21 protein-coding genes and 1 pseudogene are annotated in these 25081 nt (G+C 62.5%); 8 read left to right on the plus strand and 14 right to left on the minus strand.

The features are described 5' to 3' along the window. The 4 genes from RHP72_RS12260 to RHP72_RS12275 all read left to right on the plus strand — a co-directional run bounded on the left by RHP72_RS12260 (position 1) and on the right by RHP72_RS12275 (position 5289). A complete protein-coding gene (locus tag RHP72_RS12260; protein WP_030535658.1) occupies positions 1-1212 on the plus strand; it encodes an RIP metalloprotease in 1212 nt (403 codons plus the stop codon). Between the two features lie 87 nt (positions 1213-1299). Further along, positions 1300-2457: a flavodoxin-dependent (E)-4-hydroxy-3-methylbut-2-enyl-diphosphate synthase gene (ispG, locus tag RHP72_RS12265; RefSeq protein ID WP_007734888.1), complete on the plus strand. Its 1158-nt coding sequence runs from the start codon at positions 1300-1302 to the stop codon at positions 2455-2457. A gap of 111 nt (positions 2458-2568) precedes the next feature. Further along, positions 2569-3405: a GNAT family N-acetyltransferase gene (locus RHP72_RS12270; RefSeq protein WP_003942692.1), complete on the plus strand. Its 837-nt coding sequence runs from the start codon at positions 2569-2571 to the stop codon at positions 3403-3405. 69 nt (positions 3406-3474) lie between these two features. Beyond that, entirely contained in the window at positions 3475-5289 is a 1815-nt protein-coding gene (locus RHP72_RS12275; protein ID WP_042450801.1) for a penicillin-binding transpeptidase domain-containing protein, read from the plus strand. A 4-nt stretch (positions 5290-5293) separates the two neighbouring features. On the opposite strand, the gene RHP72_RS12280 is transcribed toward RHP72_RS12275, so the two are convergent. After that, the gene (locus RHP72_RS12280; RefSeq protein ID WP_042450799.1) at positions 5294-6103 is read right to left on the minus strand and encodes a LuxR C-terminal-related transcriptional regulator; all 810 of its coding nucleotides are present in this window, start codon (positions 6101-6103) and stop codon (positions 5294-5296) included. A 178-nt stretch (positions 6104-6281) separates the two neighbouring features. Between RHP72_RS12280 and RHP72_RS12285 the strand changes: the two genes are divergently transcribed. Next, a complete protein-coding gene (locus tag RHP72_RS12285; RefSeq protein ID WP_311094723.1) occupies positions 6282-7904 on the plus strand; it encodes an AMP-binding protein in 1623 nt (540 codons plus the stop codon). 56 nt (positions 7905-7960) lie between these two features. On the opposite strand, the gene RHP72_RS12290 is transcribed toward RHP72_RS12285, so the two are convergent. From RHP72_RS12290 to RHP72_RS12320, 6 genes and pseudogenes are all read right to left on the minus strand, one after another. Continuing rightward, positions 7961-8746 (minus strand): ABC transporter permease subunit, encoded by a 786-nt coding sequence (locus RHP72_RS12290; protein WP_311094724.1) that lies wholly within the window; start codon positions 8744-8746, stop codon positions 7961-7963. After that, positions 8721-9623, minus strand: coding sequence for a 2-aminoethylphosphonate ABC transporter permease subunit (locus RHP72_RS12295; RefSeq protein WP_054825507.1), 903 nt, complete (start codon positions 9621-9623; stop codon positions 8721-8723). Before RHP72_RS12295 ends, RHP72_RS12290 begins: the two co-directional genes overlap by 26 nt. After that, positions 9620-10796 (minus strand): annotated as a pseudogene (locus RHP72_RS29415) (ABC transporter ATP-binding protein). The gene RHP72_RS12295 and the pseudogene RHP72_RS29415 overlap by 4 nt, the downstream one beginning before the upstream one ends. A 2-nt stretch (positions 10797-10798) precedes the next feature. Continuing rightward, the gene (locus RHP72_RS12310) at positions 10799-11848 is read right to left on the minus strand and encodes a 2-aminoethylphosphonate ABC transporter substrate-binding protein (RefSeq protein WP_311094727.1); all 1050 of its coding nucleotides are present in this window, start codon (positions 11846-11848) and stop codon (positions 10799-10801) included. Between the two features lie 25 nt (positions 11849-11873). Next, on the minus strand, positions 11874-12551 hold the full coding sequence (locus RHP72_RS12315) for a phosphonatase-like hydrolase (RefSeq protein WP_050656492.1): 678 nt from the start codon (positions 12549-12551) through the stop codon (positions 11874-11876). A 25-nt stretch (positions 12552-12576) separates the two neighbouring features. Beyond that, positions 12577-13704 carry a TIGR03364 family FAD-dependent oxidoreductase gene (locus RHP72_RS12320; RefSeq protein WP_277377005.1) on the minus strand — a complete coding sequence of 376 codons (1128 nt, stop codon included), beginning with the start codon at positions 13702-13704 and terminating at the stop codon, positions 12577-12579. A 96-nt stretch (positions 13705-13800) separates the two neighbouring features. Between RHP72_RS12320 and RHP72_RS12325 the strand changes: the two genes are divergently transcribed. Next, positions 13801-14544: a GntR family transcriptional regulator gene (locus RHP72_RS12325; RefSeq protein ID WP_007734901.1), complete on the plus strand. Its 744-nt coding sequence runs from the start codon at positions 13801-13803 to the stop codon at positions 14542-14544. A gap of 102 nt (positions 14545-14646) precedes the next feature. Then, complete coding sequence (locus RHP72_RS12330) at positions 14647-15498, plus strand: SDR family oxidoreductase (protein WP_311094728.1); 852 nt, start codon at positions 14647-14649, stop codon at positions 15496-15498. 15 nt (positions 15499-15513) lie between these two features. Here RHP72_RS12330 and RHP72_RS12335 read toward each other — a convergent pair whose 3' ends face one another. From RHP72_RS12335 to RHP72_RS12365, 7 genes are all read right to left on the minus strand, one after another. After that, positions 15514-16641: an NAD(P)/FAD-dependent oxidoreductase gene (locus RHP72_RS12335; protein ID WP_311094729.1), complete on the minus strand. Its 1128-nt coding sequence runs from the start codon at positions 16639-16641 to the stop codon at positions 15514-15516. Between the two features lie 9 nt (positions 16642-16650). Then, positions 16651-17337: a TetR/AcrR family transcriptional regulator C-terminal domain-containing protein gene (locus RHP72_RS12340; protein WP_311094730.1), complete on the minus strand. Its 687-nt coding sequence runs from the start codon at positions 17335-17337 to the stop codon at positions 16651-16653. Between the two features lie 306 nt (positions 17338-17643). Then, positions 17644-18792 carry a serine hydrolase gene (locus RHP72_RS12345; protein WP_050656488.1) on the minus strand — a complete coding sequence of 383 codons (1149 nt, stop codon included), beginning with the start codon at positions 18790-18792 and terminating at the stop codon, positions 17644-17646. A gap of 126 nt (positions 18793-18918) precedes the next feature. Then, positions 18919-19824 (minus strand): hypothetical protein, encoded by a 906-nt coding sequence (locus RHP72_RS12350; RefSeq protein WP_218960095.1) that lies wholly within the window; start codon positions 19822-19824, stop codon positions 18919-18921. Positions 19825-19950: 126 nt separating this feature from the next. Continuing rightward, positions 19951-21309 carry an L-serine ammonia-lyase gene (locus RHP72_RS12355; RefSeq protein WP_311094731.1) on the minus strand — a complete coding sequence of 453 codons (1359 nt, stop codon included), beginning with the start codon at positions 21307-21309 and terminating at the stop codon, positions 19951-19953. Next, positions 21306-22520: an amidohydrolase gene (locus RHP72_RS12360; RefSeq protein ID WP_047271326.1), complete on the minus strand. Its 1215-nt coding sequence runs from the start codon at positions 22518-22520 to the stop codon at positions 21306-21308. Before RHP72_RS12360 ends, RHP72_RS12355 begins: the two co-directional genes overlap by 4 nt. Before the next feature lie 52 nt (positions 22521-22572). Next, positions 22573-23916, minus strand: a complete 1344-nt coding sequence (locus RHP72_RS12365; protein WP_081557737.1) for a DUF3100 domain-containing protein — start codon at positions 23914-23916, stop codon at positions 22573-22575. A gap of 136 nt (positions 23917-24052) precedes the next feature. Between RHP72_RS12365 and RHP72_RS12370 the strand changes: the two genes are divergently transcribed. Then, positions 24053-25051: an Lrp/AsnC family transcriptional regulator gene (locus RHP72_RS12370; RefSeq protein ID WP_228402203.1), complete on the plus strand. Its 999-nt coding sequence runs from the start codon at positions 24053-24055 to the stop codon at positions 25049-25051. The last annotated feature ends 30 nt before the right edge of the window (positions 25052-25081 follow it).

Consider the following 25081-nt stretch of genomic DNA (forward strand, 5'->3'; position numbering starts at 1 on the left):
ATGGTTTTTGCACTGGGCGTAGTGCTGTTTGCCCTCGGCATCGGCGTGTCCATCGCCCTGCACGAAGCCGGTCACATGTGGACGGCCAAGGCTTTGGGAATGAAGGTTCGCCGCTACTACATCGGCTTCGGACCGAAGATCTTCTCGTTCCGTCGAGGTGAGACCGAGTACGGCCTCAAGGCGCTGCCGCTGGGCGGATTCTGCGACATCGCGGGCATGACGGCCCTCGACGAGATGACGCCTGAAGAAGAGCCGCACGCGATGTACAAGAAGGCGGCGTGGAAGCGCGTCGTCGTCATGTCCGGCGGTATCGCGATGAACTTCATTCTCGGGTTCCTCCTGATCTACGCATTGCTTCTCGGCTGGGGCCGAACTGAGCCCGCTCAGCCAGTGGTCCAAGAGGTCACGTGTGTGGCCCCCGATCAGCTGGGCCAGGACGGCAACTTCGAGCTGACAGAGTGCTCGGGTGGGGGCCCCGCGGGAGATGCGGGCCTGCAATCGGGAGATCGGATCACCGCAGTCGACGGAAAGTCGACGAGCACCTTCCCTGAGGTGGCAGCAGCTATTCGAGGTGTGGATGGTCCGATCGTGTTGTCGGTTGATCGCGACGGAGAGGCCTTGTCGATCACGGTCGTGCCCGAACGAGTCCAGCGATATGTGAACTCGGCCAGTGGCGTTCCCGTGAAGCAGGAAGTATCCGCTGTCGGAATCGGTGGACCGGGCTCGGCGCTGGTCGAGTACAACGCTCTCACGGCTGTTCCGGCAGCCTTCGACTACACCGGCCAGATCATGGTCGACTCGGTGAAGGCGTTGGCTGACATTCCGTCGAAGGTGGGGGCTCTGTGGGAGTCGATCACGGGCGGCGAACGCGCCCAGGACACACCGATCAGCGTGGTCGGTGCCAGCGTGATCGGTGGCGAGGCCGCAGATCGAGCCGAGTGGCCGATGTTCGTCGGACTGCTCGCATCGATCAACTTCTTCCTCGGTGTTTTCAACATCCTGCCGCTGTTGCCGCTCGACGGCGGTCACATCGCGGTGGTCTTCTACGAGAAGATCCGTGATTGGTTCCGCGCCCGCCGAGGCTTGATTCCCGGCGGCCCGGTCGACTACACGCGACTCCTTCCGATTACTTACGTATTCATCGTGATCGGTGGCGCGTTCATGTTGCTGACACTCACGGCTGACATCGTCAATCCGATCAAGATCTTCTGACCGTGTGAGAAGGGTGACGGTTGCCGCGCGGTAGTGCGGCGATCGCCCGGCTAAACTTGCAGTGAAGCTATGAAAGAAGGCACAGACGTGACCATCCCTATCGGACTGGGAATGCCCTCGGCACCCGCAGCGATTCTTGCTCCTCGACGCAAGACACGGCAGCTGCAGGTCGGCACGGTAGGTGTGGGCAGCGATTTCCCCATCTCGGTGCAGTCCATGTGCACCACGAAGACGCACGACGTCAATGCAACGCTGCAGCAGATCGCGGAACTGACCGCGTCCGGTTGCGACATCGTCCGTGTCGCCTGCCCGCGTCAGGAAGACGCGGACGCGTTGTCGATCATTGCGAAGAAGAGCCAGATCCCGGTTATCGCCGACATCCACTTCCAGCCGCGCTACATCTTCGCGGCAATCGATGCGGGATGCGCTGCGGTGCGCGTCAATCCGGGCAACATCAAGGAATTCGACGGCCGTGTCAAAGAGGTGGCCAAGGCTGCCGGTGACGCAGGCATTCCGATCCGTATCGGTGTCAACGCGGGATCGCTCGATCCTCGGTTGATGGAGAAATACGGCAAGGCGACGCCCGAAGCGTTGGTCGAGTCCGCGCTGTGGGAGGCCGGGTTGTTCGAAGAGCACGGCTTCGGTGACATCAAGATCTCCGTCAAGCACAACGATCCGGTGATCATGGTCGAGGCTTACCGCCAACTCGCCGCCAAATGCGATTACCCGTTGCACCTCGGCGTCACGGAGGCAGGGCCGGCGTTTCAGGGCACGATCAAGTCCGCGGTCGCCTTCGGTGCGCTGCTCGCGGAGGGTATCGGCGACACGATCCGGGTTTCGCTCTCGGCCCCGCCGGCCGAGGAAATCAAGGTCGGTAACCAGATTCTGCAGTCTCTGAACCTGCGTCCCCGCAAGCTCGAGATCGTCTCATGCCCCTCGTGTGGCCGTGCACAGGTCGATGTCTACACACTTGCCGACGAGGTCTCGGCCGGCCTCGAAGGCATGGAGATCCCGCTGCGCGTGGCAGTCATGGGTTGCGTCGTGAACGGACCGGGCGAAGCGCGTGAGGCCGACCTCGGTGTGGCGTCCGGCAACGGCAAGGGCCAGATCTTCGTCAAGGGCAAGGTCATCAAGACGGTGCCCGAGGCGCAGATCGTCGAGACGTTGATCGAAGAGGCGATGAAAATTGCCGAAAGCATGGAGGGTGACGCCTCGGAGGGTGCGCCGGTCGTCACCGTGAGTTGAGTGATTGCCGGATGAATCTTCCCCGTCGGTGTCAGGTTCGTGGCAATCTGAGTGCATCATGATCGGGTAGTGATATTCGTGGACGCGCAGTCGAGTCGAGGGGGTTGACGGATGCTCAAACTCCTCGGAGCCAAGCAGGTCGGAAGTCGAGATCTCGAAGACGTCCGACGGGTACTCGACGCCGATCCGGTGGCGGCCTGCATGATTGCCGCGCGCGTCGAAGAATGCGGCGTCGACCCACGAATGATTCACGGCGAGCTGTGGAGTCGAGGCGGGCCGTTGTCCTCACTGTGCTTTGCCGGGGCGAACCTGGTTCCGCTTCGAGGCGATCCGGATGACATTCGGGCATTCGCCGACCGTGCCTGTCGGATTCCGCGCATGTGCTCGTCGGTGGTCGGCCGCGCCGAATTGGCGTTGCCGCTGTGGGAGATGCTCGAGCTCGACTGGGGAACTGCGCGGGAGGTTCGCCCCGAACAGCCGTTGCTCGCGGTTTCCGAGCCGCTGGCGTGCCCGTCGGATCCACTGGTCCGGCAGGTTCGCTCGGACGAACTCGAGATCTATCTGCCTGCCGCGATCGCGATGTTCATCGAAGAGGTCGGAGTCGACCCGCGTGCCAACGACGGTGGGCGCGGATACCGGCACCGTGTCGCCAGCCTGATCGCCGCTGGTCGAGCGTGGGCGCACATCGAGGACGGCCAGGTCGTTTTCAAGGCGGAGGTCGGTTCGATGTCTGCTCGCTGTGGCCAGATCCAGGGTGTGTGGGTCAACCCGGAATTTCGTGGGCAGGGCTTCGGCGTGACCGGTACAGCGGCTGTAGCGGAGTCGATCATGGCGACCGGTCGCATTGCGAGCCTGTACGTCAACAGCTTCAATACGATTGCGCGGTCGACCTATTCGCGGGTGGGGTTCCGACAGGTCGCGACCTTCTCGACGGTGCTGCTCGACTGACCGTACAAGCTGCGTGCAATGGTCGCGCCTACGCTGGGTGGAGCATTTGTCGCCCTACTATGGGGCTCGATGAACACTCGGCATTTCTCTCGTAGTCGCTCGGCCCAACTGTTGGCCTCCTGCACCGTGATTTTCTTGGCGGTGGGGATCAGTTCGTGTACTCCGAAACCCGCCGGCCCCGAGCCCGTCGCGCAGCAGTTCCTGAGTGCGTTCGGTGACAGGGATATCGACGAGGCAGCAAAACTGACGGACCGGCCTGACTCCGCGGGTCCTGTATTGAGTGACACCTGGGATGCGCTCCAGGCCGAGTCGATGACTGCCGAGACCACGTCGGTGAAGATGAACGGTGACACAGCGACGGTCGGCTACACCTACGAGTGGCACCTTCCGAAAGACCGCGTGTGGACGTACGACGGCGAGCTGCAGATGGGACGCAAGGACGGCGACTGGTCCGTCCGGTGGAGTTCGACGGACGTTCACCCGCGCCTCGGTGACAAGCAGACGATGTCGTTGCGGGCAACCGCGGCGCCGCGAGCGCGGGTCAACGAGCATTCGGGCACGGATGTCCTGGTGCCGGGAATTGTCTACCGAGTGAAGTTCGATCGCTCCAAGAGCAACGACATCATCGGTTCCGCAAACAATCTCGCAAGTGTTCTCGGTCGGTTCGATTCTTCGCTGACGGGTCAATCGATCGCCGAATCCTCGACGGCCGTCAAGGGCGACTATCTGGTGACCCGCCTGCGCAGTGACGACTACGACCAGGTATCGGCGCAACTGGGAGCCATCTCGGGAGTATCTGTCTCGGACGAATCGGATCTCGTCTCGACGGACCCGGAGTTCGCGCCGGACCTTCTCGGGCAGATCAAGAAGACGATCATCGACGAGGTCGACGGCAAAGCCGGCTGGAGTGTCGTCACGGTCAACCAGAACGGCGTCGACACCGATGTGCTGACCGAGACTGCGCCGCAACCTGTTCCGTCGTTCAGTATCAGTTTGGACCGCAACATTCAGATCGCTGCTCAGCGTGCCGTGAACGTGAACAAGGATCAGGCGATGATGGTGGTCATCGAACCGTCGAGTGGGGCGATCCTGGCTGTCGCACAGAACAAGGCAGCAGACCGCGACGGACCGGTCGCGACGATGGGTCAGTACCCGCCCGGTTCGACGTTCAAGATCATCACGGCAGGCGCCGCAATTTCGACCGGTCAGGCGACCCCCGACACGATGGTGCCATGTCCTGGCCGGATCGAGATCGGTGAGCGCAGCGTCCCCAACTACAACGAGTTCTCACTCGGCACGGTGCCGATGGCAACGGCCTTCGCGCGTTCGTGCAACACGTCCTTCGCCAAGCTGGCCAGCGAGATGCAACCAGACACGTTGACCACTGCCGCAGCGCAGTTCGGCATCGGCCAGGACTACAACGTGGTGGGATTGCCGATCGATTCCGGTTCGGTGCCGCCGGCGTCGGACCTGGTGCAGCGGACCGAAGACGGGTTCGGTCAGGGAAAGGTCGTGGTCAGTCCGTTCGGAATGGCGATGGCAGCGGCGACGGTCGCGAACGGTTCGACTCCGGTGCCGCAACTGATTTCAGGGCGCGAAACCACCATCGACGGTGAGCGCCCGGCGATCTCGCCCGCCATGGTCGACGGCCTGCGCGGAATGATGCGACTCGTGGTCACCAGCGGTACTGCAGAACGCGTCGAAGATCAGGGTGAGGTGTACGGCAAGACCGGGGAAGCCGAGGTCGAAGGGGGATCGCACGCGTGGTTCGTCGGCTATCGCGGGAACCTGGCCTTCGCGACTCTGGTTGTGCGGGGCGGAAGTTCGGACAACGCCGTCGCAGTCACCCGCGACATGCTCACCGCCCTGCCTGAAGGCTACTGACCCGTCAGGGGAGCAGTCCCAACCTCCGGGCGGTCACCACGGCTTCGTGGCGTGAGCTCGCGTCCAGCTTTCCCATCGCGCTTCGCAGATAGCTCTTGACTGTTTCAGGGCGAAGGGAAAGCCGTTGGCCGGCTTCGATGTTGGTGCAGCCGAGTGCGACCTGAGAGAGAACATCCACTTCACGCGGTGTGAGCGTGACGTCGGATTCGGCGTCGGCGGTGGGACGCAGCAGGTTGGCCAAACGCTGGGAGAGTCCGCGGAGTTTGGTCTGCAAGTCGGTGTCGGTGACGGTCTGGGCGACACTGCGTAGTTCGGCGTGGACTCCGCGGATCTCTTCCGAAGACATACCGTCGGCGGTAGTCGCGGCGGCGGCCTGCAGTAGTTGCAGGCGACGATCGACTTCGTCGCGGATGGCGAACTCCATCCCGAGACGCCGGGATGCGCCGACCATGACGTCTGCTGTGCGGTCACCCAACGGAGCGGAATCGCGGATCGCGGCGTAGAGCACAGCGCGCGATTTTCCCGAAACCATGACCGGAACGGCGATGATCGAATGCAGGCCCTCGCTGAGAACAGGACGGTCGAAGTGATGAGTGATGGACTGCGAATTGCCGTAATCGTTGACGGTGATCGGTGAACCCTGGGCTACGACGCGTCCGCCCATGCCCGAGCGCGGCGGGATGGCCAAGCCCTTGAGGTTGTTGGTGCGGGTGCCGACGAATTCGCTCAGGTGCAGGGTTCCGTCCTGGACCTCGCCTCCGAACAGCACGGGAACAACGCCCTGAGCTGCGATTGTTCGGAGTTCACCTCGCATTGCGTCCCCGTCGCGGGGGCGCAGAAGTGACGAAGCATGTCGGTTCACGCAGGTACCCCTTTCTGGGGGTAGTGAAGTTCTCTTGTGAGCTAGATCATAGGGGGTGAACAGTACGTATGACGAGCCGCCAACGTAACCGGTCGGGCCAACCATACGACGATCGATAAGGAGCAAGTTGATGAGCACCGATCCCACCGCACGGGTGCGCGAGCTGCTGGACCAGTACGACACCCCGCATGCCAGCGCCGCAGAATTGCTCTGCGATCGGCATCCCGCGGATGGCGTTGCATTCACCGTCGTCGAGGCAGACCTTAGCTCGGTGGACCTCACTTACGGTCATCTACGTGAGCAGTCGGCGCGTTTCGCGGCAGCTCTGGCCGACCTCGGAGTCGAGCCGGGTGACAACGTCGCGACCTTGATGGGTAAGTCTGCGGACCTGGTGGTCGCGCTCCTCGGAATCTGGCGCCGCGGAGCAGTCCACGTGCCCTTGTTCACGGCGTTCGCTTCGCCGGCCATCGCTTTCCGCTTGACGGCCAGCGGCGCGAAGGTGGTCATTTCCGACGCCAATCAGCTCGAGAAGCTCGCGCCGGGAGAGGACATCCCCGCCGACGCAGCATGGCAGGTCATCGTCGCGGGCGGCGCGGCCGGTGACGAGTTGGACTTCGACGCACTTGTCGCAGCTCAGGATGCCGAAGACCCGAAGGGCGCTGCTCAGGCAGTCGGCGGCAACGCACCGATGGTGCAGTTGTTCACCAGTGGCACCACGGGAACACCCAAGGGCGTGCCGGTTCCGGTGCGCGCGCTCGCCTCGTTCCACGCATACCAGGAGTTCGGCCTCGACGTCCGAGAGGACGACGTGTTCTGGAACGCCGCAGACCCGGGCTGGGCGTACGGGCTGTACTACGCGTTGCTCGGCCCGCTTGCCGCCGGCACGCGAAGCTTGCTGCTGCACGCCGGATTCTCCGCGCCGCTGACGTGGCAGATCATCGAGAAGTTCGGTGTCACCAATTTTGCCGCCGCTCCGACTGTCTACCGCAGTCTGCGTGCCGACAAGGCTCCCGTTCCGGAAGGCATCTCGCTGCGCCGCGCTTCCTCGGCCGGTGAGCCCTTGACTCCGGATGTTGTTGCGTGGTCGAAGAACTCGTTGGGCGTCGAGGTCCGTGATCACTACGGCCAGACCGAGCACGGCATGTTCATCGTCAACGCCTGGGCCGACGGACTTCGCGACGATGTCCGTCCCGGATCCATGGGTCGTCCGTTGCCGGGTTGGTCTGCCGCTGTGCTGGAAGACAATTCGGATGACATTGCACCGGCCCGCACTCAGGGCCGCGTGGCGATCGATACTCACAACAGCCCGTTGATGTGGTTCACCGGGTACGTCGATGCGCCGGAGAAGACGAAGCAGCGATTCAGCGAAGACGGCCGCTGGTACATCACCGGTGATGCGGGAATGACGGACGAGGACGGATTCTTCTTCTTCTCCTCGCGCGACGACGACGTCATCATCATGGCGGGCTACCGCATCGGTCCCTTCGACGTCGAGAGCGTGCTGGTCATGCACGAGCACGTCATCGAGGCCGCCGTGGTGGGCATGCCCGACGAGTTGCGTGGTGAGGTTCTCGAGGCGTTCGTCGTTCTTCGCGAAGGCGTCGACGGTGACGACGAACTCGAGAAGGAACTGCAAACCCTGGTGAAGAAGAAGTTTGCAGCGCACGCATACCCGCGCACAGTGCACTTTGTTCCGAACCTGCCCAAGACCCCGTGTGGCAAGGTTCAGCGGTACATCTTGAGGAAGGGATAAACCCCTGCTGTGTGCCTTTATTAACCCCCGGCGGTTAATAAAGGCGCACAGCAAGGTCAGCGCCGACGAATTCTGCCGACCACCATGAGGGCGACCAGGGTGACTGCGAGCAGCAGTGTCGTATTTGCTGCGGCAAGAAATACCTGGCCACGGTCGGTGAGTCCGAAGATGCTGACCGGCAAGGTCTTCCATGTCGCCGGGTAGACCATGACCGTTGCGCCCAGCTCACCCATCGACAGTGCGATGGAAAGCCCGGCGGCCGCACCCAACGCTGGGAGCAGCAGCGGTAGCGTTACCCGTGTCAGCACCCGCACCGGGCCGGCGCCGAGTGATTCGGCAGCTTGACGGTAGGCGGGATCGAGCCGTTCGAGCGCGGCCGATACGGAACTGAAGGCAAAGGCAAGCACCAAAACCGTGTGAGCGAGAATCACGATCCACTTGGTGCCGCCGAGCAGTAGCGGGCGCTCGTTGAAAGTGATGAGCAGACTCAAGCCGATCGCGACCGACGGAACCGCAATCGGTAAATGGAATACGGCATCGGTGATGCGCCGCAGCCACATCGGTGCCTCACGCGAGGCCAGCGCGGCCCACGTTCCGACGATCAATGCCAATGCCCCCGCGATGAATGCAGTCTGCAAACTGACGATCAGGCTGGCGAAGTTCTCGTCGGACAGCGCCGTGGAGAAGTTCTTGCCGCCGAGATTCGACGGGAGTGGACCGGTCCACGATCCGGCCAAGGCAGCCGCGACGACGGTGGCGATGGGCGCGACGAAAACCACCGCGACGACCAGGGTGAAGAACCCGAGTACGAGGGCCCTAGAGCTTCGTGTCCACAGCAGCACGGCTGCCTCCCATCAATCTGTTGAAGGTGAATCGGTAGAGGCAGTACAGGCCGAGTGAGAGTGCGACCTGGACCGTCGCGATCACTGCCGCGCCGGGCAAGTCGAAGGTGACAATGCCGCGGGTGTAGATGAGGACCGGAAGAGTTACGACGTCTTTAGCCCCGGTGAAGAGCACGATGCCGAATTCATTCAGCGTCATCAGAAGTACGAGCGATCCACCGGCCAGGAGGGCCGGCCACGCTTCCGGCATCACCACCTGCCGCAGAACTCGGACGGGTGACGCACCGAGACTGGCTGCCACGTCGAGTTGTTCACGCGGAATCTGGGTGAACGCTGCCAATAGCGGACGCACGACAAAGGGTGTGAAGAAAGTGATTTCGGCCGCGATCACACCGAACGGAGTGTTGAGGAAATTCAGTGGGCCGCTCGCATCGCCGGTGATGCGGACGATCAAGGCGTTGACGGCGCCGGCTGTCCCGTACAGGAACGTGAACGCCAGCGTGATCAGGAAAGACGGCAGGGCGAGCACCGTGTCGATCAATCGCCCCACCACCTTGGATCCGGCGAACGGAACGAAGGCAAGCACCAAGGCGAGGAAGGTTCCCAGGATCAGGCAACCCAGGGTCGACGCCACGGCGATTTGGATGGTCCGCCAGAGCGCGGTTCTGAACAGTTCCGAACCGAGCACGGACGACCACGTGGACAACCCGGTGCCATCTGCGGTGCTCAGAGATTCCGTGAGGACACGCGCAGTGGGATAGACAGCAAACACGAGGACAAGAAGCAGTGGTGGCAGCGTCCAGCCGATCCGGCGCCACGGGATCGGGTCTTTGTGCTGGGGCACAGCGGTTTCGGGGCGCTCCAAGGTTGTCGTCATGGGTGGCGATCCGCCGGAACCAGGACACTGCCGTCCGTGGGCAGGACGACGCCCACTTCGGTGCCGACCGGGCGATCGTCGTGCCCTGGAACATCCGCGTCGACGCGGACATCGTCGAGACCACGGACAGCCAGCGTCAGACGCGTCGTGGAACCGCGCCAGACGCTCGAGACGATGCGCGCCGGGAATGATCCTCGTGTGCCGACGCCGCTTACGCCTACCGCATGTGGACGAACACACAGGTAGGCGTCCATGTCGGACTCCCATTCGATGTGCCCGATCTCGGGCTGCGGGGCGTGAGCAGTGAACGGCGTGCCACCGATCGAGACCAGCGCGGAGGTGCCGATGACGCGTGTGACGGTGCAGGGCAGCAGGTTGGCACCCCCGAGGAACGCCGCGGTGAAGCTGGACGGCGGACGTTTCCACAAGGCCTCAGCGGTGTCGATGTCCGCGAGTCTGGCGTTGCGCATCACTGCGATTCGGTCTGCGAGCGCCAGGGCTTCACTCTGATCGTGCGTCACATAGAGCATGGCTGTGTCAGGTAGTGCTGCGCGCAGTCTCGCCAGTTCGCCGAGCATGCTCTCGCGAAGTTGAGCATCCAGGGCGGCCAACGGTTCGTCGAGGAGGAGTACTCCAGGGCGAATTGCCAACGCTCGGGCAATGGCGATTCGCTGCTGTTGACCCGCCGGAAAGTTCACGGGGAAGCCGCTTTCCGTACGCCGACATCCCGACCATGTCCAGGGCTTCGGCCACGCGAGTGCCGATCTCCGACCGCGGCACGCGATGGGCTCGGAGTCCGAAGGCTACGTTTTCGGATACTCGCATGTGCGGGAAGAGAGCGTACGACTGAACGACGACGCCGATACCGCGTTGTGCGGGAGGCAGATTGGTGATGTCTCGGGTGCCGAGCTTGACGGAACCGGACGTGGGGCGGACAAATCCCGCGAGGGCCTTCAGAGCGGTCGACTTGCCGGATCCACTGGGCCCCAGCAGTGCCACAGTTTCACCCGGCGCCACTCGTAGATTGAAATCGACGAGTGCATGGGTTGCGGTCTTCCCGCGGCCGTAGGCGACGTTGACGCGATCGAAGGTGATGGCCGGAGCAGAATGTTCGATCGCTCCGTGAACACCGACGGTCTCGGGGAGCGTCCGCCCCAGTCTGGTTCTTGCCATGATCAGCTCCCGGTGGCTTTCTGGTAAGCGGCGATGTCGGCGTCGAGCGAGCTGAGGACGTCGTTCCAGTTCGGGGTCCACACGTTGACGCCCTGCAGAACTCCGGAAGGCGTGTTCTTGTCGGTGGATTCACCGGCAGCGCTTCGGACGTCCTCGCGGACCGATACGCCGAGTGCATCGGTGGCGACGGTCTTCTGGGATTCTTCGGAGAGCAGGAACTCCATCAACTTCTTAGCTTGTTCGCTGCTCGGTGCGCTCTTGGCGGGGCCCATTACGTAGGGCAGTGCAATGGTGGTGCGAGTGCCGTCGGCTCCAGCGGGGAAGAAGATGTCGAACTTCGATCCGTCGTCGGCGATGGAGGCGAGGTTCATCTGGACGTCACCGTTGGCGACCAGCAGCTCTCCGTTACTGACCTTGGGCTGGAGCTTTCCGGTGGAAGACGAGGGTCCGACGTTGTTGGCCTGGAGCTTTCCGAGGTAGTCGAGTGCTCCTTCCTTACCCATCAGGTGCTGGAGCAGCAAGAGCACCGCGGTGCCGTCGCCGGCCTGGCCGGGCGTGGAGTACTGCAACTTGCCCTTGAACTGGTCAGTGAGCAGATCGTCCCAAGATTGTGGGGCGGGTGATGCAGTCGGATTGGCGATGAACGAGAGGTAATTCTCGACGACGGGTACGTACTTGCCGGCGTCGTCCTTCTCGTCGGTAGGAACGGCGGAGGTGTCGATTCCGCTGGGCTCGAGCAGACCTTGGGCGTCGGCCTTCTGGATGAACGGGGGCAGCGTGATGATCACGTCTGCCTGTGGGTTGGACTGCTCCTTTTCGACGCGGGAGACGACCTCGCCGGATCCGGCTTCCACGAGGTTGACGGCGATACCGGTCTGCGCGGTGAAGGCGTCGAATCTTCCCTTGTACCAACCGGACAGGCCGTCGGCGCTGTATACGGTGACGGTCTCGGTGTCTGATCCGGCAGCAGTGCCGGTGCCACCGCAGGCAGTGGTGAACGAAAGGACGGACACGGCGAGAGCGGCCGCAGCGATGCTCGGGCGTAGACGCATGACGATTCCTTTTTCGGAGGTGAGATCAGGAGTGGGTGAGGAGTTCGGCGAACTCCGTCACGGACGGGACGATGTGGGTGGCTCCGGCGTCGCGAAGCTGTTGCTCGTCGTGTGCGCCGGTCAGAGTTCCGGCGACGATGGATGCGCCGGAACGAATGCCGCTGAGCACGTCGTTGGACGTGTCGCCGAGTACGGCGATCTGGTGGACGTCGTCGATCGAAAGTTTGAGCAGGGCAGTCAGAATCAGGTCCGGGTACGGTCGACCGCGACCGGCTTCGGCGGGGGAGAGGGTGAGATCGGCGAGGGTTTCCCAGCCGAGCGCGACGAGGAGTTTGTCCTGCGTCGATCGGCTGAACCCGGTGGTCAAGGCAACTTTGATGCCGGCCTCGCGCAAAGTGGTGATGGCTTTCTCGGCGCGGGGGATCGGCTCGGCCAGGCCCTGGTCGATGAGGGAGTCGTACGTGGTTTCGAAGGCGGCGTTCGCGGCCTGGGCGCGGTCTTCGTCACCGAAAATCGCCCGGAACACGACGATCTTCGACTGGCCCATCGTGTCGAGGACGTACTGGCGAGCGGCGTCGGCTTCCGGGCCTTCGGCGGGCAGTCCGCCGGCTTCAGCGGCGGCTGCGAAGGCGCGAAGAACCAGTCCGTCGTCGGCGACGGTGGTGCCGGCCATGTCGAGAACGGCAAGGGTGATCGGAGACATGAGAAGTCTTTCTTGTCGGAAGGATTCAGAGACCGAGCTGGTCGGCGGTTTGTTCCGCCAGTGCCGGGCCGAGCGTCATACCGCGGCCACCGGGGCCGGCAACCACCCAGACGTTGTCGGCGGCTTGTGCGCGGTGAACAAGTTGTGAGGGGTCGATGCACTGGCTGTAGACGCCCGCCCAACGCTTGACGATTGGCGGAAGATCGCGTCCCAGAAGTGTTTCCACGACTCCGGACAGATGGCGATAGGGCGCCTCGTCGACATCGAAGTCGAAGGGTTCCTTGTATTCGTGGGTGTCGCCGATGGTCAGCCCGCCGTGCAAGCGCTGCACGCACAGGAGTTGCATGCGGTGCTCCTCGGCAGTCGGTTCCTGCGGCTGTACTGTACGGAGGTGATCGAGGGCAGATCCGGCGAAACCCGGGTAGTAGCGGAAGCTGTCACCGTCAGCGATTGCGGTGGTGAGCTTTTCGCCGAGTGGGGCGCTCTGCATCATCTGCAGGCGCACACGGCGCAATGGGAGATCGCCGGCGAGATCGCGAGCAAATCCGCCGAGTGTTGCTCCGGGGCAGACGATCACGAGATCGGCGTCGAAGCTGCGACCGTGGTCGTCGCGGATGTGTGCGCCGGAGGTGGTCGTCGTGATCTCGCGGGCTTCCGTTCCGGCGTGGAAGGTGTAACGGCCGGAGGATTCGAGGTAAGAACGGATGGCGGGGAGCGCTTGCCGTGACTCGACAGCGGCGTCCAGCGTGCAGTGCAGTCCGCCGAGAAACTTGCCCCGGAGCGCGGGGTTGACGACGCGAACGGCGTCGGGATCCAGAAGCGCGAACCCTCGGTTGTCGGCGTCCGGCCGAGAGAACGCTTCCTGCGCGACCGCGACCTCCTCCTCGGTGCGCATGAGGGTGATGGAGCCGGCTGGGCGGTATCCGACGCCGGGGACACGGGCGGCAAGGTCTGCCCACAGTTCGCGCGAGCGCAGCGCAGCTTCGAGTTCGTGCGGGGCTCGCCCGGATACCCAGACGAGGCCGAAGTTCCGTACCGTGGCACCGCGGGCTTCGGGCTCACGTTCGAGATGGATGACGTCGTGTCCCCGACGGATTGCCTCGTCGGCGTGCGCCGTTCCGAGGATCCCTCCGCCCACAATCAAAATTCGCATGTAGAAATAGTGACGTTTGGTCTAGACCAATAGGGGGAATCGAGACGAACTCCAGGTTAACAATTGGTATAGACCGAATTCTTGTACGCTTGCGCCATGAATCAGCAGACGTCCACCGGGCCGGGGACCTCGAGCGTCGTGATCGAACCGGAGTTGAAGTACTACCGGGTGCGCACCGAGATCGAGACCATTCTCAGTGGGCTCGAGGAGGGCGACGCAGTCCCGTCCGAGCGGGAATTGGCGGCGCGGTTCACAGTCGCTCGCGAGACGGTCCGTCAAGCGCTTCGTGATCTTCTTGTCGAAGGGCGAATCGAGCGGCGGGGGCGGGGCACTGTCGTCGCGAGTCCGAAGTTGGTTCAGCCGCTATCGATTCGTTCCTATACCGAAGGTGCTCTGAGCGCTGGGCGAGTACCCAGTCGTAAGGTTGTGACCTTCGAACGAATGTCGGCCGACGACGGTCTCGCCACGGAATTGGGTATCGAACCAGGTGACAGCGTCGTTCATCTCGAGCGTGTTCTCTTCGCCGACGGAGAGAAGATCGGACTCGAATCAACGTTCCTGCCGGACAGCAGGTTCGGTGAGATGCTCGACGCTTTCGATGCGACGACGTCGCTGTACGCGGCTATCCGTTCCATCGGCGTGGTCTTCGCCTCCGCAACCGAACGGATCGAGACGGTGCTCGCTTCACCGCGGGAGGCAACCCTCGTCGAGTCCACCACCTCGATGCCGATGCTTCTATTGCACCGGACGTCTGTCGACCCGGACGGTGTGCCGATCGAGCGCGTTCGTTCGCTCTACCGCGGCGACCGTATTGCCTTCTTGACGACTCTTCGCGAGTAGGAGGGGCGTCGAGGGGGTCTGCTGTTACCGGGAACGATAGGCACTCCCAGGCCCGTGGAATCTGTTCTGTACTGGACTCCATCAAACGGGAGGACAGTGAACATGGGTGACAAGAAGGTCTGGTTCGTAACCGGCGCAGGCCGGGGGATGGGAGTCGATATTGCTCAGGCGGCTCTTGCCGCCGGGCACGCGGTGGTGGCAACGGGGCGTGATGCGGACCGTGTTTCTGCAGCGATCGGTGCGCATGACGACCTGTTGGTGATTGCCTTGGACATCACCGACGAACAAGCCGCATATGCTGCGGTGGACACGGCAGTTGCACGATTTGGTGGAATCGATGTACTGGTGAACAACGCCGGAAACTTCTACGCCGGGTTCTTCGAGGTTGTCAGTCCGGCGCAACTTCGCGCTCAGATGGAGACCAACTTTTTCGGGCCGATCAATGTGACACGGGCGGTGTTGCCGGTGATGCGTAGGCAACGGAGTGGACGTGTCGTGACTGTCAGCTCGCTTGCGGGCCTGGTTGGTCAGGAGTTTTGCGCAGCCTACGCGGCGTCGAAGTTTGCGCTGGAGGGTTGGATGGAATCATTGCAATTCGATGTCGAACCGTACGGAATCGGGACGATGATCGTGGAGCCGGGATTCTTCCGGACCGAACTGCTTGTCGAGGGTGCGTCGTCGGTCTGGCCGGAATTGTCGATAGACGATTACGACGCTCGGACCGGCGAGACCGTCGAAGCGTGGAAGAGTATGAACGGTGCCCAGGGCGGGGATCCGGTGAAACTTGCCGCGGCACTTGTGGCACTTCTCGATTCGCCGCTACCCCCACGTCGTTGGGTCGCCGGTGCCGATGCAGTGTCCGTGGTTGAGCAGAAAGCCCACCAACTACTCGATCAAGTTGAAGCCCATCGCGGTTTGTCCTCGTCGCTTGCCCACGTGGACGTGACGACCTGATCCGAGTTTGTCAGGTCACGGGAGTGAGGTGAACATGTCCACGAGCCCCTGGGGTGCGTTCTCGCCGAAGCACATGTCCAGTCCATCAGCGGACTGTTGTGCCGCAGCGGCGCTGCGTGGGAAGAGTCGCTCTTCGTAGACAGCTAGCCCTTCCTCCGTGCTGCTGTGCGACGCGATCGCCTGGCCGAGTTCCGCGCCGTCGAGCATTGCCAGGTTCGCACCCTCTCCGGCAAACGGCGACATAACGTGTGCCGCGTCCCCGAGCAGAGTGACCCCGGGAGTACGGCTCCAACTGTGGCCGATGGGAAGGGCATGGATGGGGCGAGGGGTCAGCGAGCTGTCGGCTTCGACGATCAGTGAACGCAGTGACTCGTCCCAGTCCGAGAAGTGTTCCAGCAGAACATTCTTCGCGATGTGATCGTCGGAGAAGTCGACACTCGCTGCCCAGCTCTCGGGAACTCGCAGGGCGGCATAGATGTGCAGACTGTTGTCGGTCTCACGGTGGGCAAGGAAGCCCTTGTCGGCACTGAGTGCGAACATCATTCCGCCGCCGACGGTTTCAGTGGCATCCACGTGCTGGTTGTCGGCGTCGTGAAGGTCGAACTCCATGAAAGATATTCCGGTGTACGCAGGAGTGTCGTTTGAAACCAATGGACGGATTTTCGACCACGCACCGTCGGCGCCGACCAGGAGATCGGTGGTGAAGTGGGTTCCATCCGCGAGGTGAACTTCGTGTCGACCATCCGGCAACGGATGAGCACTGCGGACCTTGGCTCCCCAGTGGATTGTTTCCTTCGGAATTGAGCTGAGCAGTAGGTCACGGAGCTGGCCGCGGTCGATTTCCGGGCGGTCGCCGTCTCCGGTGTCCTGCTCGCTCAGGTGCACGACGGCATTTCGATCGAGGACGCGTGTCTCTTCCCCGCCTTGATGAACGAGGGCGCGGAACTCCTCATAGAGGCCGGCGGCACGAAGCGCGATCTGACCCGAGTCTTCGTGGATGTCGAGCATCCCGCCTTGAGTTCTGGCTGTCGGTCCGGATTCGAGATCGAATACCGCCGAATCGATTCCGCGGGGATGGAGGACTCGGGCGAGGGTGAGGCCACCGAGGCCGGCGCCGATGATTGCGATGGGGTAGTGGTTCATGGTGGGTTCCTAAGAAGTGAGTGGGGTGTTCTCGATGCCCGTGATGAGCGTGCGGAATCCCCAGGAGAGGCGCGCCGAGGGTTCACCGGCAAGTAGAGCTGTTGCATGCCTTGCGACGAGTGGGTGCGTCTGCGGGTTTGCGTTCTGGATTGCGTCGGTCAACGCGTTCCATCGGGCATCCGCGTCGGCGGAATTGTTCGGCGCCGAGTGTTCGGCAGCAGTGGACGTCGCGTACTGCAGTAGCAAGTCCACGCCCCACGCGGCTTGGCCTGGAGGGACTTCGCCTTCGTCGAGCAATGCCAGCAGGCGCTCGAGCAGGCGTACGTAGTGAACTCCGCTGGGTCGGGAAACGAGTGCCGACTGGGCGAGGCCGGGATGATCGAACAGCACGGCCGTGTACGAGGTCAACACCCGTTCAAGGCGAGCTTGCCAAGTGCCGGAGGAATTTTCGGCGAGGTCCACGACTCCGAGGAGTTCGTCGAGAACCGCGGCGTGCAATTCGGCGGTATTGCGCACGTACACGTACATCGATGCCGGCCCGGTGTCGAGTTCGAGGGCGAGTCGACGCATCGTCACTTTCTGCAAGCCCTCCGACCGCAAGATTTCCACCGCGGTACTGACGATGCCCTCGCGTGTCAGAGCGGGTTTGGCCGGACGATTGCGACGGCTCGACGGACTTGTTGGCTGAGTGGGCATGATTTCACGGTACACGAACATGTTCGTAACGAACATGTTCGTTGGATCACGCACTGAACGTCGACCGCTGTGCGGAGCCATATCGGGAGCGGTGGGTTACATGCCTGAACCGCCGGAGAGCATTTCGATCGTCAGTAGGATGCCACCCACAATCCCCACGAGCGGGCTGTCGCTGTCGAGAAGCCAGTCGTTCAACGATCCCATGAGTGCCTCTTTCGGGTTTCGATCTGTCGACGGTCGAGCCTATCGACAGATCGAAACCCGTGATGTCACTTTCGTCCGAATTGTGGATCGGACCCGAGGTGATCAGCCGTAGACGTTGCCCGGGCTGATCAACTTGGTGATCGGCACCATCAAAGCACTGGTCAGGTCGGTCTCTCCGTCGATGTCGGTGTTGATGAAGACGACCAGGGTTGTGTCCTTCTCGGGCAAGTAGACCGAGACTGTCTTGTAGCCGGGCAGGCTTCCGTTGTGACCGATCCAGCCGCCGCTGTTGAACAAACCGAGTCCGTAGCCGGAGCTGTCGTCCCCTTCGCTCAAGCTCACGGTTTGCAGGCGCTGCTTCTGAGTGGCGTCGGTCAGGAGATCGCCTTTGGCCAGCGCCGGAACCCAGATGCGCATGTCGTCCAACGACGAGATCATTGCACCCGCGGCGCCGCCCCACGACGGATTCCAGTCCGTCGCCGCGGTCACGGATTCGTCGAGCGTTTGGTTGGTGTACCCCTGAGCGTGTGGTGTCGGGAACGCGTTGGTGGTGGGAAAGCTGGTGTGCTCCATTCCGAGTGGTGTCGTGATCTTGGTGTCGATGACGTCCGACAGTGTTGAGCCGGAGACCTTTTCGATCACCATGCCCAGCAGAACAGTGTTGGTGTTCGAGTAGTCGACGGTGGTCCCTGGTCGAAGTTGGAGTGGGAGGTCCTTGATGTATCCGACGAGTTCCTCCGGTGTGAAAGTTCGGCGGGGATCCGAAAGATATTCCATCACAAACTGTTCGGACGTCGTGTAGTCCACGAGGCCGCTGCGCATTCCTGCCAGGTGACGCAAGCTGATCGCATCACCTTCCATGACGCCGTCGACGTACTTGGAGATCGGATCATCGAGACCGATCTTTCCCTCGTCGACCAATTGCAGCAGGGCGGTCACGGTAAATGTTTTGGTGACGCTGCCGATCCGGTGGTAGAAGTCGGTTTCCATCGGCGCTTTGGTTGCCGTATCCGAGACTCCTGCAACCTTGACGTAGTTGCCGTCGGGCCCCCAAATGCCCACCATCGCACCGGGAATCCCGGTCGAATTCACCGCTGCGTCGACGATCGAATCGAGCTGGTCGGTGATGGTCGAGTCCATGATCTTGTCGGATGTGTCTGTGGATTTGTCCGTGCTGCAGCTGATTACAGCTCCGACAACCATGGCGCTGCACAGGCCGACAAGCAGGATGCGTCTTGCTCCGGTTTTCATGAGTCGAACTCTGCCCGTCCGAGGGCACTCACACATCGACCCCGGGTACGGCAGACGCAGTCCCCAGGTACCTCCTCAACCGGTACCGGGGGACTACGGAACCCTGGCCTGAACCCTTGGCTTGGGTCAGATTCCGCCGTCGAAGAACGCCGCCAGCGCGGGTGCCGGGTCTGCCGCGGTGCCCATATTTGCTACGCCGACAACGATCAATCCCAGCGTGAACAGTGCAGTGAGAAGACCGATCGACCCCGACACGAATCTCGTCCGTCGCTCGGATCGCGCCGTTCTCGCGAAGCGTGCCCACACGACCACAGTCACGGTCAGTGATATTGCTGCCGCGATCAGCGCGATCACCGCCATGGCCAAGTGATACCGCGCGAAGTCGCTGATCATCAGTTCGAGGACAGGGCTTTGCTGGTTTCCGGTGCCCGTCGACTGAGCGAGCTGTTGGCGGACCTGCCCGACAGTGTCGCCAAGTGCCCCATCCGCCTGGGCCACGGGCAACATCGAGATCAGCGAAGAGAAGGGTGCAACGACACCTTGGATATTTGCCATCACGAGTACCGAGGAAAACATCGCGAGGAGCGTGACCAGCCCTCCCGCCGAGGCGAATGCGAGTTTCTTTCCAGCCGTCAGAGGGCCGGCGTTCACGAACGACGCCTTGAGCATCCGGCCGAGTGCGAGCAGAACCGTCAGCAGGATTACCGCGATCACGGCCTTGGCCACGTGGTACCGCAGCCAGTAGTCGACAGCGGACTCCAAGCTCGGCGAGAAGGCTTGGACACCGGAACTCCAGTATTCGACGAACGCGGCGCGGACCGTCTCGACGAGTTCTCCCTGGTCTGCGTACCCATCACCCGGCCTACTCGTCAGCATGCCCGGGGCGAGAACGAAGGCAGCGGAGAAACCGGCGACCAGCGCGATCAACGCGGCGATCTTGCGACCTGAGGACTGCGTCGAGCGCGACGGCCCCGCAGTGTTGTGCCGTGAAGAATTGTGAAGTGGGATTCCTCCAGCGTGATGAGCGATCATCTGGTCACCGTCCACAAAGTCATGTCACCGAGTGTAGAAATCGGTACACCGGACTTCATCGTTCGAGAGGATGATATTTCCGGCGACGGCGTCCGCCCGCCCTCGCCGCTGCCGTCGACATCCTCCTCAGCACTCGACGACATTGACGGCGAGCCCGCCTTCACTGGTTTCCTTGTAACGCACGGACATGTCGATTCCGGTTTGGCGCATGGTTTCGATGACGATATCGAGGCTCACCACATGCGTCCCGTCACCGAGGTATGCGAGCTGAGCTGCGGTGACTGCAGTCGAGGCGGCTACGGCATTTCGTTCGATGCATGGGATTTGGACCAGGCCACCAACCGGATCGCAGGTCAGCCCCAGATGGTGTTCCATGGCAATCTCAGCTGCATTCTCGATTTGTCGTGGCGATCCGCCCATGACAGCGCACAAGCCGGCTGCCGCCATCGCGCAGGCAGCTCCGACCTCGCCTTGGCACCCCGCCTCCGCGCCCGAGATCGAGGCATTCGCCTTGATGATCGATCCGATTGCGGCAGCGGTGAGGAGAAAGGTTCGAACGTCGTGAACACCGGCGCCCGCCGCACGTATGTGGTGGTATAGCACTGCCGGCACGATGCCTGCGGCACCGTTCGTCGGAGCCGTTACCACGCGGCCACCTGCTGCATTTTCTTCGTTGACCGCCAGGGCGTAGACGGTCAGCCACTCGCGTGAGGAGGGTGCGCAGTTACGTTGTTCCAGTTGAATGTTCGCAGACCGTGCTCGTCGGCGAACTCCGAGACGCCCGGGCAATACACCTTCGGTCTGGGTGCCGCGTTCGATGCATGCGCGCATCGCGGACCAGATCGCGTCGATGCCGGTGAATGCCCGATCCTGGCCGTGCATCGCGATTTCGTCCGACAGTGCCAACTCGGCGATAGTTCCGGAGCCGCATTCCGCCAGTAGCTCTTTCGCGGTTCGATAGCGTGAGTTGATCGAATGCGCGCTTGCTTGCGTCTCCGTTCCGGCGCGCAGTACGAATCCGCCACCGATCGACAGATATGTACTCGTACAGACGATTTCGCGACCGCTGAAGGCGGTCAGTGTCATCGAGTTGGGGTGCCCGTGACGGCGAACGAGCGGCTCGAACACCATGTCCTCGTGAGTGAACACAACGTGCCCGAGTGAGCCGCCGACGAGCTTCACCGATCCGCCGTCCGAGAGCTCGGCCCAGCGCCCGTGAACGTCGTTCGGCTCGCACGTTTCAGGATCCAACCCACGAAGTCCCGCGATCACCGCGTCGGGAGTGCAGTGCCCTATTCCGGTGGCGGCGAGAGAGCCGTGCAGATTGCAGCGAATTCGGTCGACCGACGCGGTCAAGCCGGCGTCGGAGAGCTCGCCGACAAAAGTGCGGGCGGCTCGCATCGGACCGACCGTGTGTGAACTGGAGGGCCCGATGCCGATGGAGAAGAATTCGAGCGCGGAAACATAGACGCCGGTGGTGCTCATTCGGCGCTCGTGACGGTAGTCGCTCCTGACTCGCGCTGGGCCGCAATCGTCAGGAGGTTGGAGCGCGAGTCCCCGGTGGCGGCTCGGATCACAGTGCGTGCCATTGCAATTGCTCCGTGCAGAACAGCTTCGTCGCCCGCTGCGGAGCGGGCATCAGCGGCAAACTCGATCGTGTGAGGAACTCCGGTAACGCCGCGTAACGCGATCATCGGGTGGATCGAGGGAACCACCTTCGACACATTGCCCATGTCTGTCGAGCCGCCGGTCAGGGGAGTTCGGGCGGCCGCGGTGCGGCCCAGGCTCGCGATCTCCTCGTCCCAGATCGTCGCCAGCACGCGATGTTGAACAAGCTCCTCGTAGCGCGGTTCGGCGCGTTCGGTCGACCAGGAGCAGTCGCTGGCCACAGCTGCGCCCTCGAAGCAGGAGAGCATACGACGCTTGGCGTCCAACAGCACGTCGAGTTCTGCGGCCCGAACTTCCGCTCGCACCAACGTCGAGGCCGGAATGATGTTTGTTGCTTCGCCGCCGTGCTCGACATAGGCGTTGAGCCTGACGTCGGACGGAAGTTGTTGACGGAGAAGTCCGATGGCGACCAAGGCGATCGTGGCGGCGTCGCCTGCGTTGATGCCCTTGTGTGGCGCAGCGGCCGCGTGTGCGGCTCTTCCGGTGTAGGTCACGTCGAACCGGTCGACTGCCTGCGTTCCGGTGACGGTGCAGCTGACGTCTTCACCTGCAGCGCCGTGGACCATGATCGACATCGCCGCCCCCTCCCATGCGCCACGTTCGAGCAGCAAGACTTTCCCGCCGCCATGTTCTTCGGCCGGCGTACCGAGAAGGACGACGGTCAGACCGTGTTCCTCCGCGACCTCTCCGAGCGCGATCGCTGCTCCCAGTCCGGCAGCGGCGATGACATTGTGTCCACACGCATGACCGATGTCGGGAAGGGCGTCGTACTCGGCGCAGACGACGACGCGGAAGGGGCCGGAGCCCCGCACCGCTTCGAATGCCGTCTCGAGGCCGTAGGCGGCGCGAGTAACCGTGAAGCCGGCTTCCTGTGCGGCGTCCGCCAAGAGGGCGGATGCCCGATGCTCTTCGAATGCCAGCTCTGGGTGAGCATGGATCGTGTGGCTGACATCGATGAGGCGTGATGCCCACTTCTCGATCGTGCTCGAAACCGAGTCTGTGCGGGTGCGGGTGTCAGCGATGGACATGGGTATTGGTTCCTTTCAACATCTTTGGTTCTCAGCGTTTTCGGGTGCAGTTCTAGTGCCAGAGGCCCAGCGCGAACTCCGCGACGACCACGGAAAGTAGGTAAGAGGCGAGGATCGCGACGATTCCGACGGGCACGATCTTCCAGCCGATCGTCTTGAGCAAGGGAAGGTCCTTGCCGAGGCTGAGACCTGCGACAGTCAAGGTGAGGGTGCAGATCGAGAGAAAGTCGACAGTCCCGACGGTGCTCGAGACGAAATCACCGATGGGGGACCACGGTGTTGTCGCCAAGGCGCCGATGGTGATGATTGCGATCATCGCCGCGATCTTGCCGCGGGTCAGGCGGGCCACGCCGACGCCCAGGAGCAACAATCCGGTGAGGATCAAGTAACCGACGATGATCGATCGAGATACGCCACCCGCTGCGATCGAGGAGACGATGACCCCACCGACGAACAGAATCGGAACGATCGTGGTCAGCGGCACGGTGACGCTCGGCGCAACCGCTCGTGGGGCAGTGTCGGCTTTCCGTTCGCTGGTCGTCTTCGAGCGCTTGGTGAGGGCGCCGTAGATTCGATCAGCAAGGGGGAGTGCGACATACATGCCGACATACACGCCGAGGAGGCCGGTGATGATGTTGGATGTGGCCGCCACGGCGAGTACCTGGTCGGCCATCTCGGGGTGCGCCGAAACGACGCTGGCGGCAGCGGCAGCCATCATCGAGCCGGATCCGACGCCGGCACCCATCGCCAATGCGAGGGGGTCGAAGATGTTGAAGGATGTAGCCAGTGACGCAATCAGGCTGATCAGCACGGCACCGAACAGAGTGCCGAAAACGTACATCGACAGGACTCCACGGTACTGGTCGGAATCGGGGCCGTAGCGTTCGCTGACCATCGCGAAGGAGCCCTCGCGGTCGATGGAGAAGGTTGCTCCGACGGTGGCCGGCCCCATCCGAAGGAGTACCGCCAGCGGGAGTGCGAGAGCGATAGTGCCGAACAAGTGCCCCAATTCCTGCAGTAGCAGTGCGGGGCCCGCCTCGAACAACAATTGGATGTTCGGGCCGATGGTGAAAGACAACCTTGCACAAAGCAAGAGAACAGCCAGGCCCATGATTGCCGAGGCTGCAGCCTGAAGGTCGAGGCCGAGTGGTTTCCACTTCTGGCTCGAGACGACACCGCCGGCAATCAGTCCCCACACCATGGGCAGGATCGTGATGGCGGCAGCGCCGACGGGAATCACTGCGGGGCCGATCAGTTGCGCGCCTGCCGCAAGCGCGAGGAGCAGAATCGCCACGATCCACAGCCGTGGCGACCTCAAGGCGAAAATGATCTTTTGCGTCGGGGTTTGATCGCTGACCGGAGAATCGTCATGCGAGACAGGGAATGCTTCGGTCATGTCGGTGTCTTTCTCGAGGGGGCGAACGAACGCAAGAAGTAAGCGTTCTCGAGGCTCAGGATTTGGTGGACTATTGATGTGATGAAGTTAGGATCGACGCGTTTCGATCCTGTTTCGGTGCAGCATTCTTTTGAAAGTGAGGTCCTCGGTGCAGGATCAGATGCTCAAGGACGACGATCTTCGGCTGTTGAACGCACTGCAGATCAGGCCGCGAGCGTCGTGGTCCGAGCTTTCACGCGCGATCGGTTCCGACCCGGTCACCCTGACCAGGCGTTGGGAGCGTCTGCACTCGCAAGGAATAGCGTGGATCGCTGCGTACCGTGGTGGACCCATCGTGTCGGCGACCGCACTTCTCGAGATCGAATGCGCACCGGCACAGACCATGAGCGTTGCCGAACAGATCGCGCACGATCCCGAAGTTCTCACAGTCGATCTCACAACCGGCAATCGGGATCTGCTCGTCACGCTCACCTGCACTGACCTCGATCAATTGTCCAGGTACGTGTTGGAGCGAACACAATCCCTGCCGATGATCACCGCGATGCGAACTCAGATCGTGTCCTCGGCGAACTCCGACGCGAGGAACTGGCGTCTACGTGCTCTCGATGCGGAAGAAATTGCCGCGCTCGAGTCGGCCCCGGCGGGAAAGATTCGTGGTGTACGCGCCGGCGAAGAGGAACAGTCGCAGCTGTTCGACATTCTTTCTCGCGAACCACGTGTCACCGTCTCGGCACTCGCTGCGGCCCTCGGAGTCACGCCGGCTCGCGCTGGGGCGCTCCTTTCTCACGAGCTGTCGACGGGGCGACTGGTCGTCCGCACGGAGATTGCTCGGCCCTACTCCGGCTGGCCGGTCTACGCCTGGTACTTCTTACGTCTCGACGGGCGAAAGGAGGCAATTGCTCAGCGTCTTTCGCACCTGCGTGAGGCGAGGCTTGTTGCTTCTACGATCGGCAGCTACGACATCGCATTGGCGGTGTGGCTGCGCTCGATCGACGACGTGCAGCGTCTGGAAGGTTATCTCGCCGAACAGTTTCCGGGCGTATCCGTGGTGGACCGGTCGATCGTCCTGCGTACGCCGCATCACCTGCATCGGACGATCGATGTGTCGGGTCGAAGCATGCCGAAGCACGGGTGATCCGCAACGCGTTCGCTCGGGTCGGGTGCT

The organism is Rhodococcus sp. SG20037, assembly GCF_031763325.1.
GTDB lineage: Bacteria > Actinomycetota > Actinomycetes > Mycobacteriales > Mycobacteriaceae > Rhodococcus_F > Rhodococcus_F qingshengii.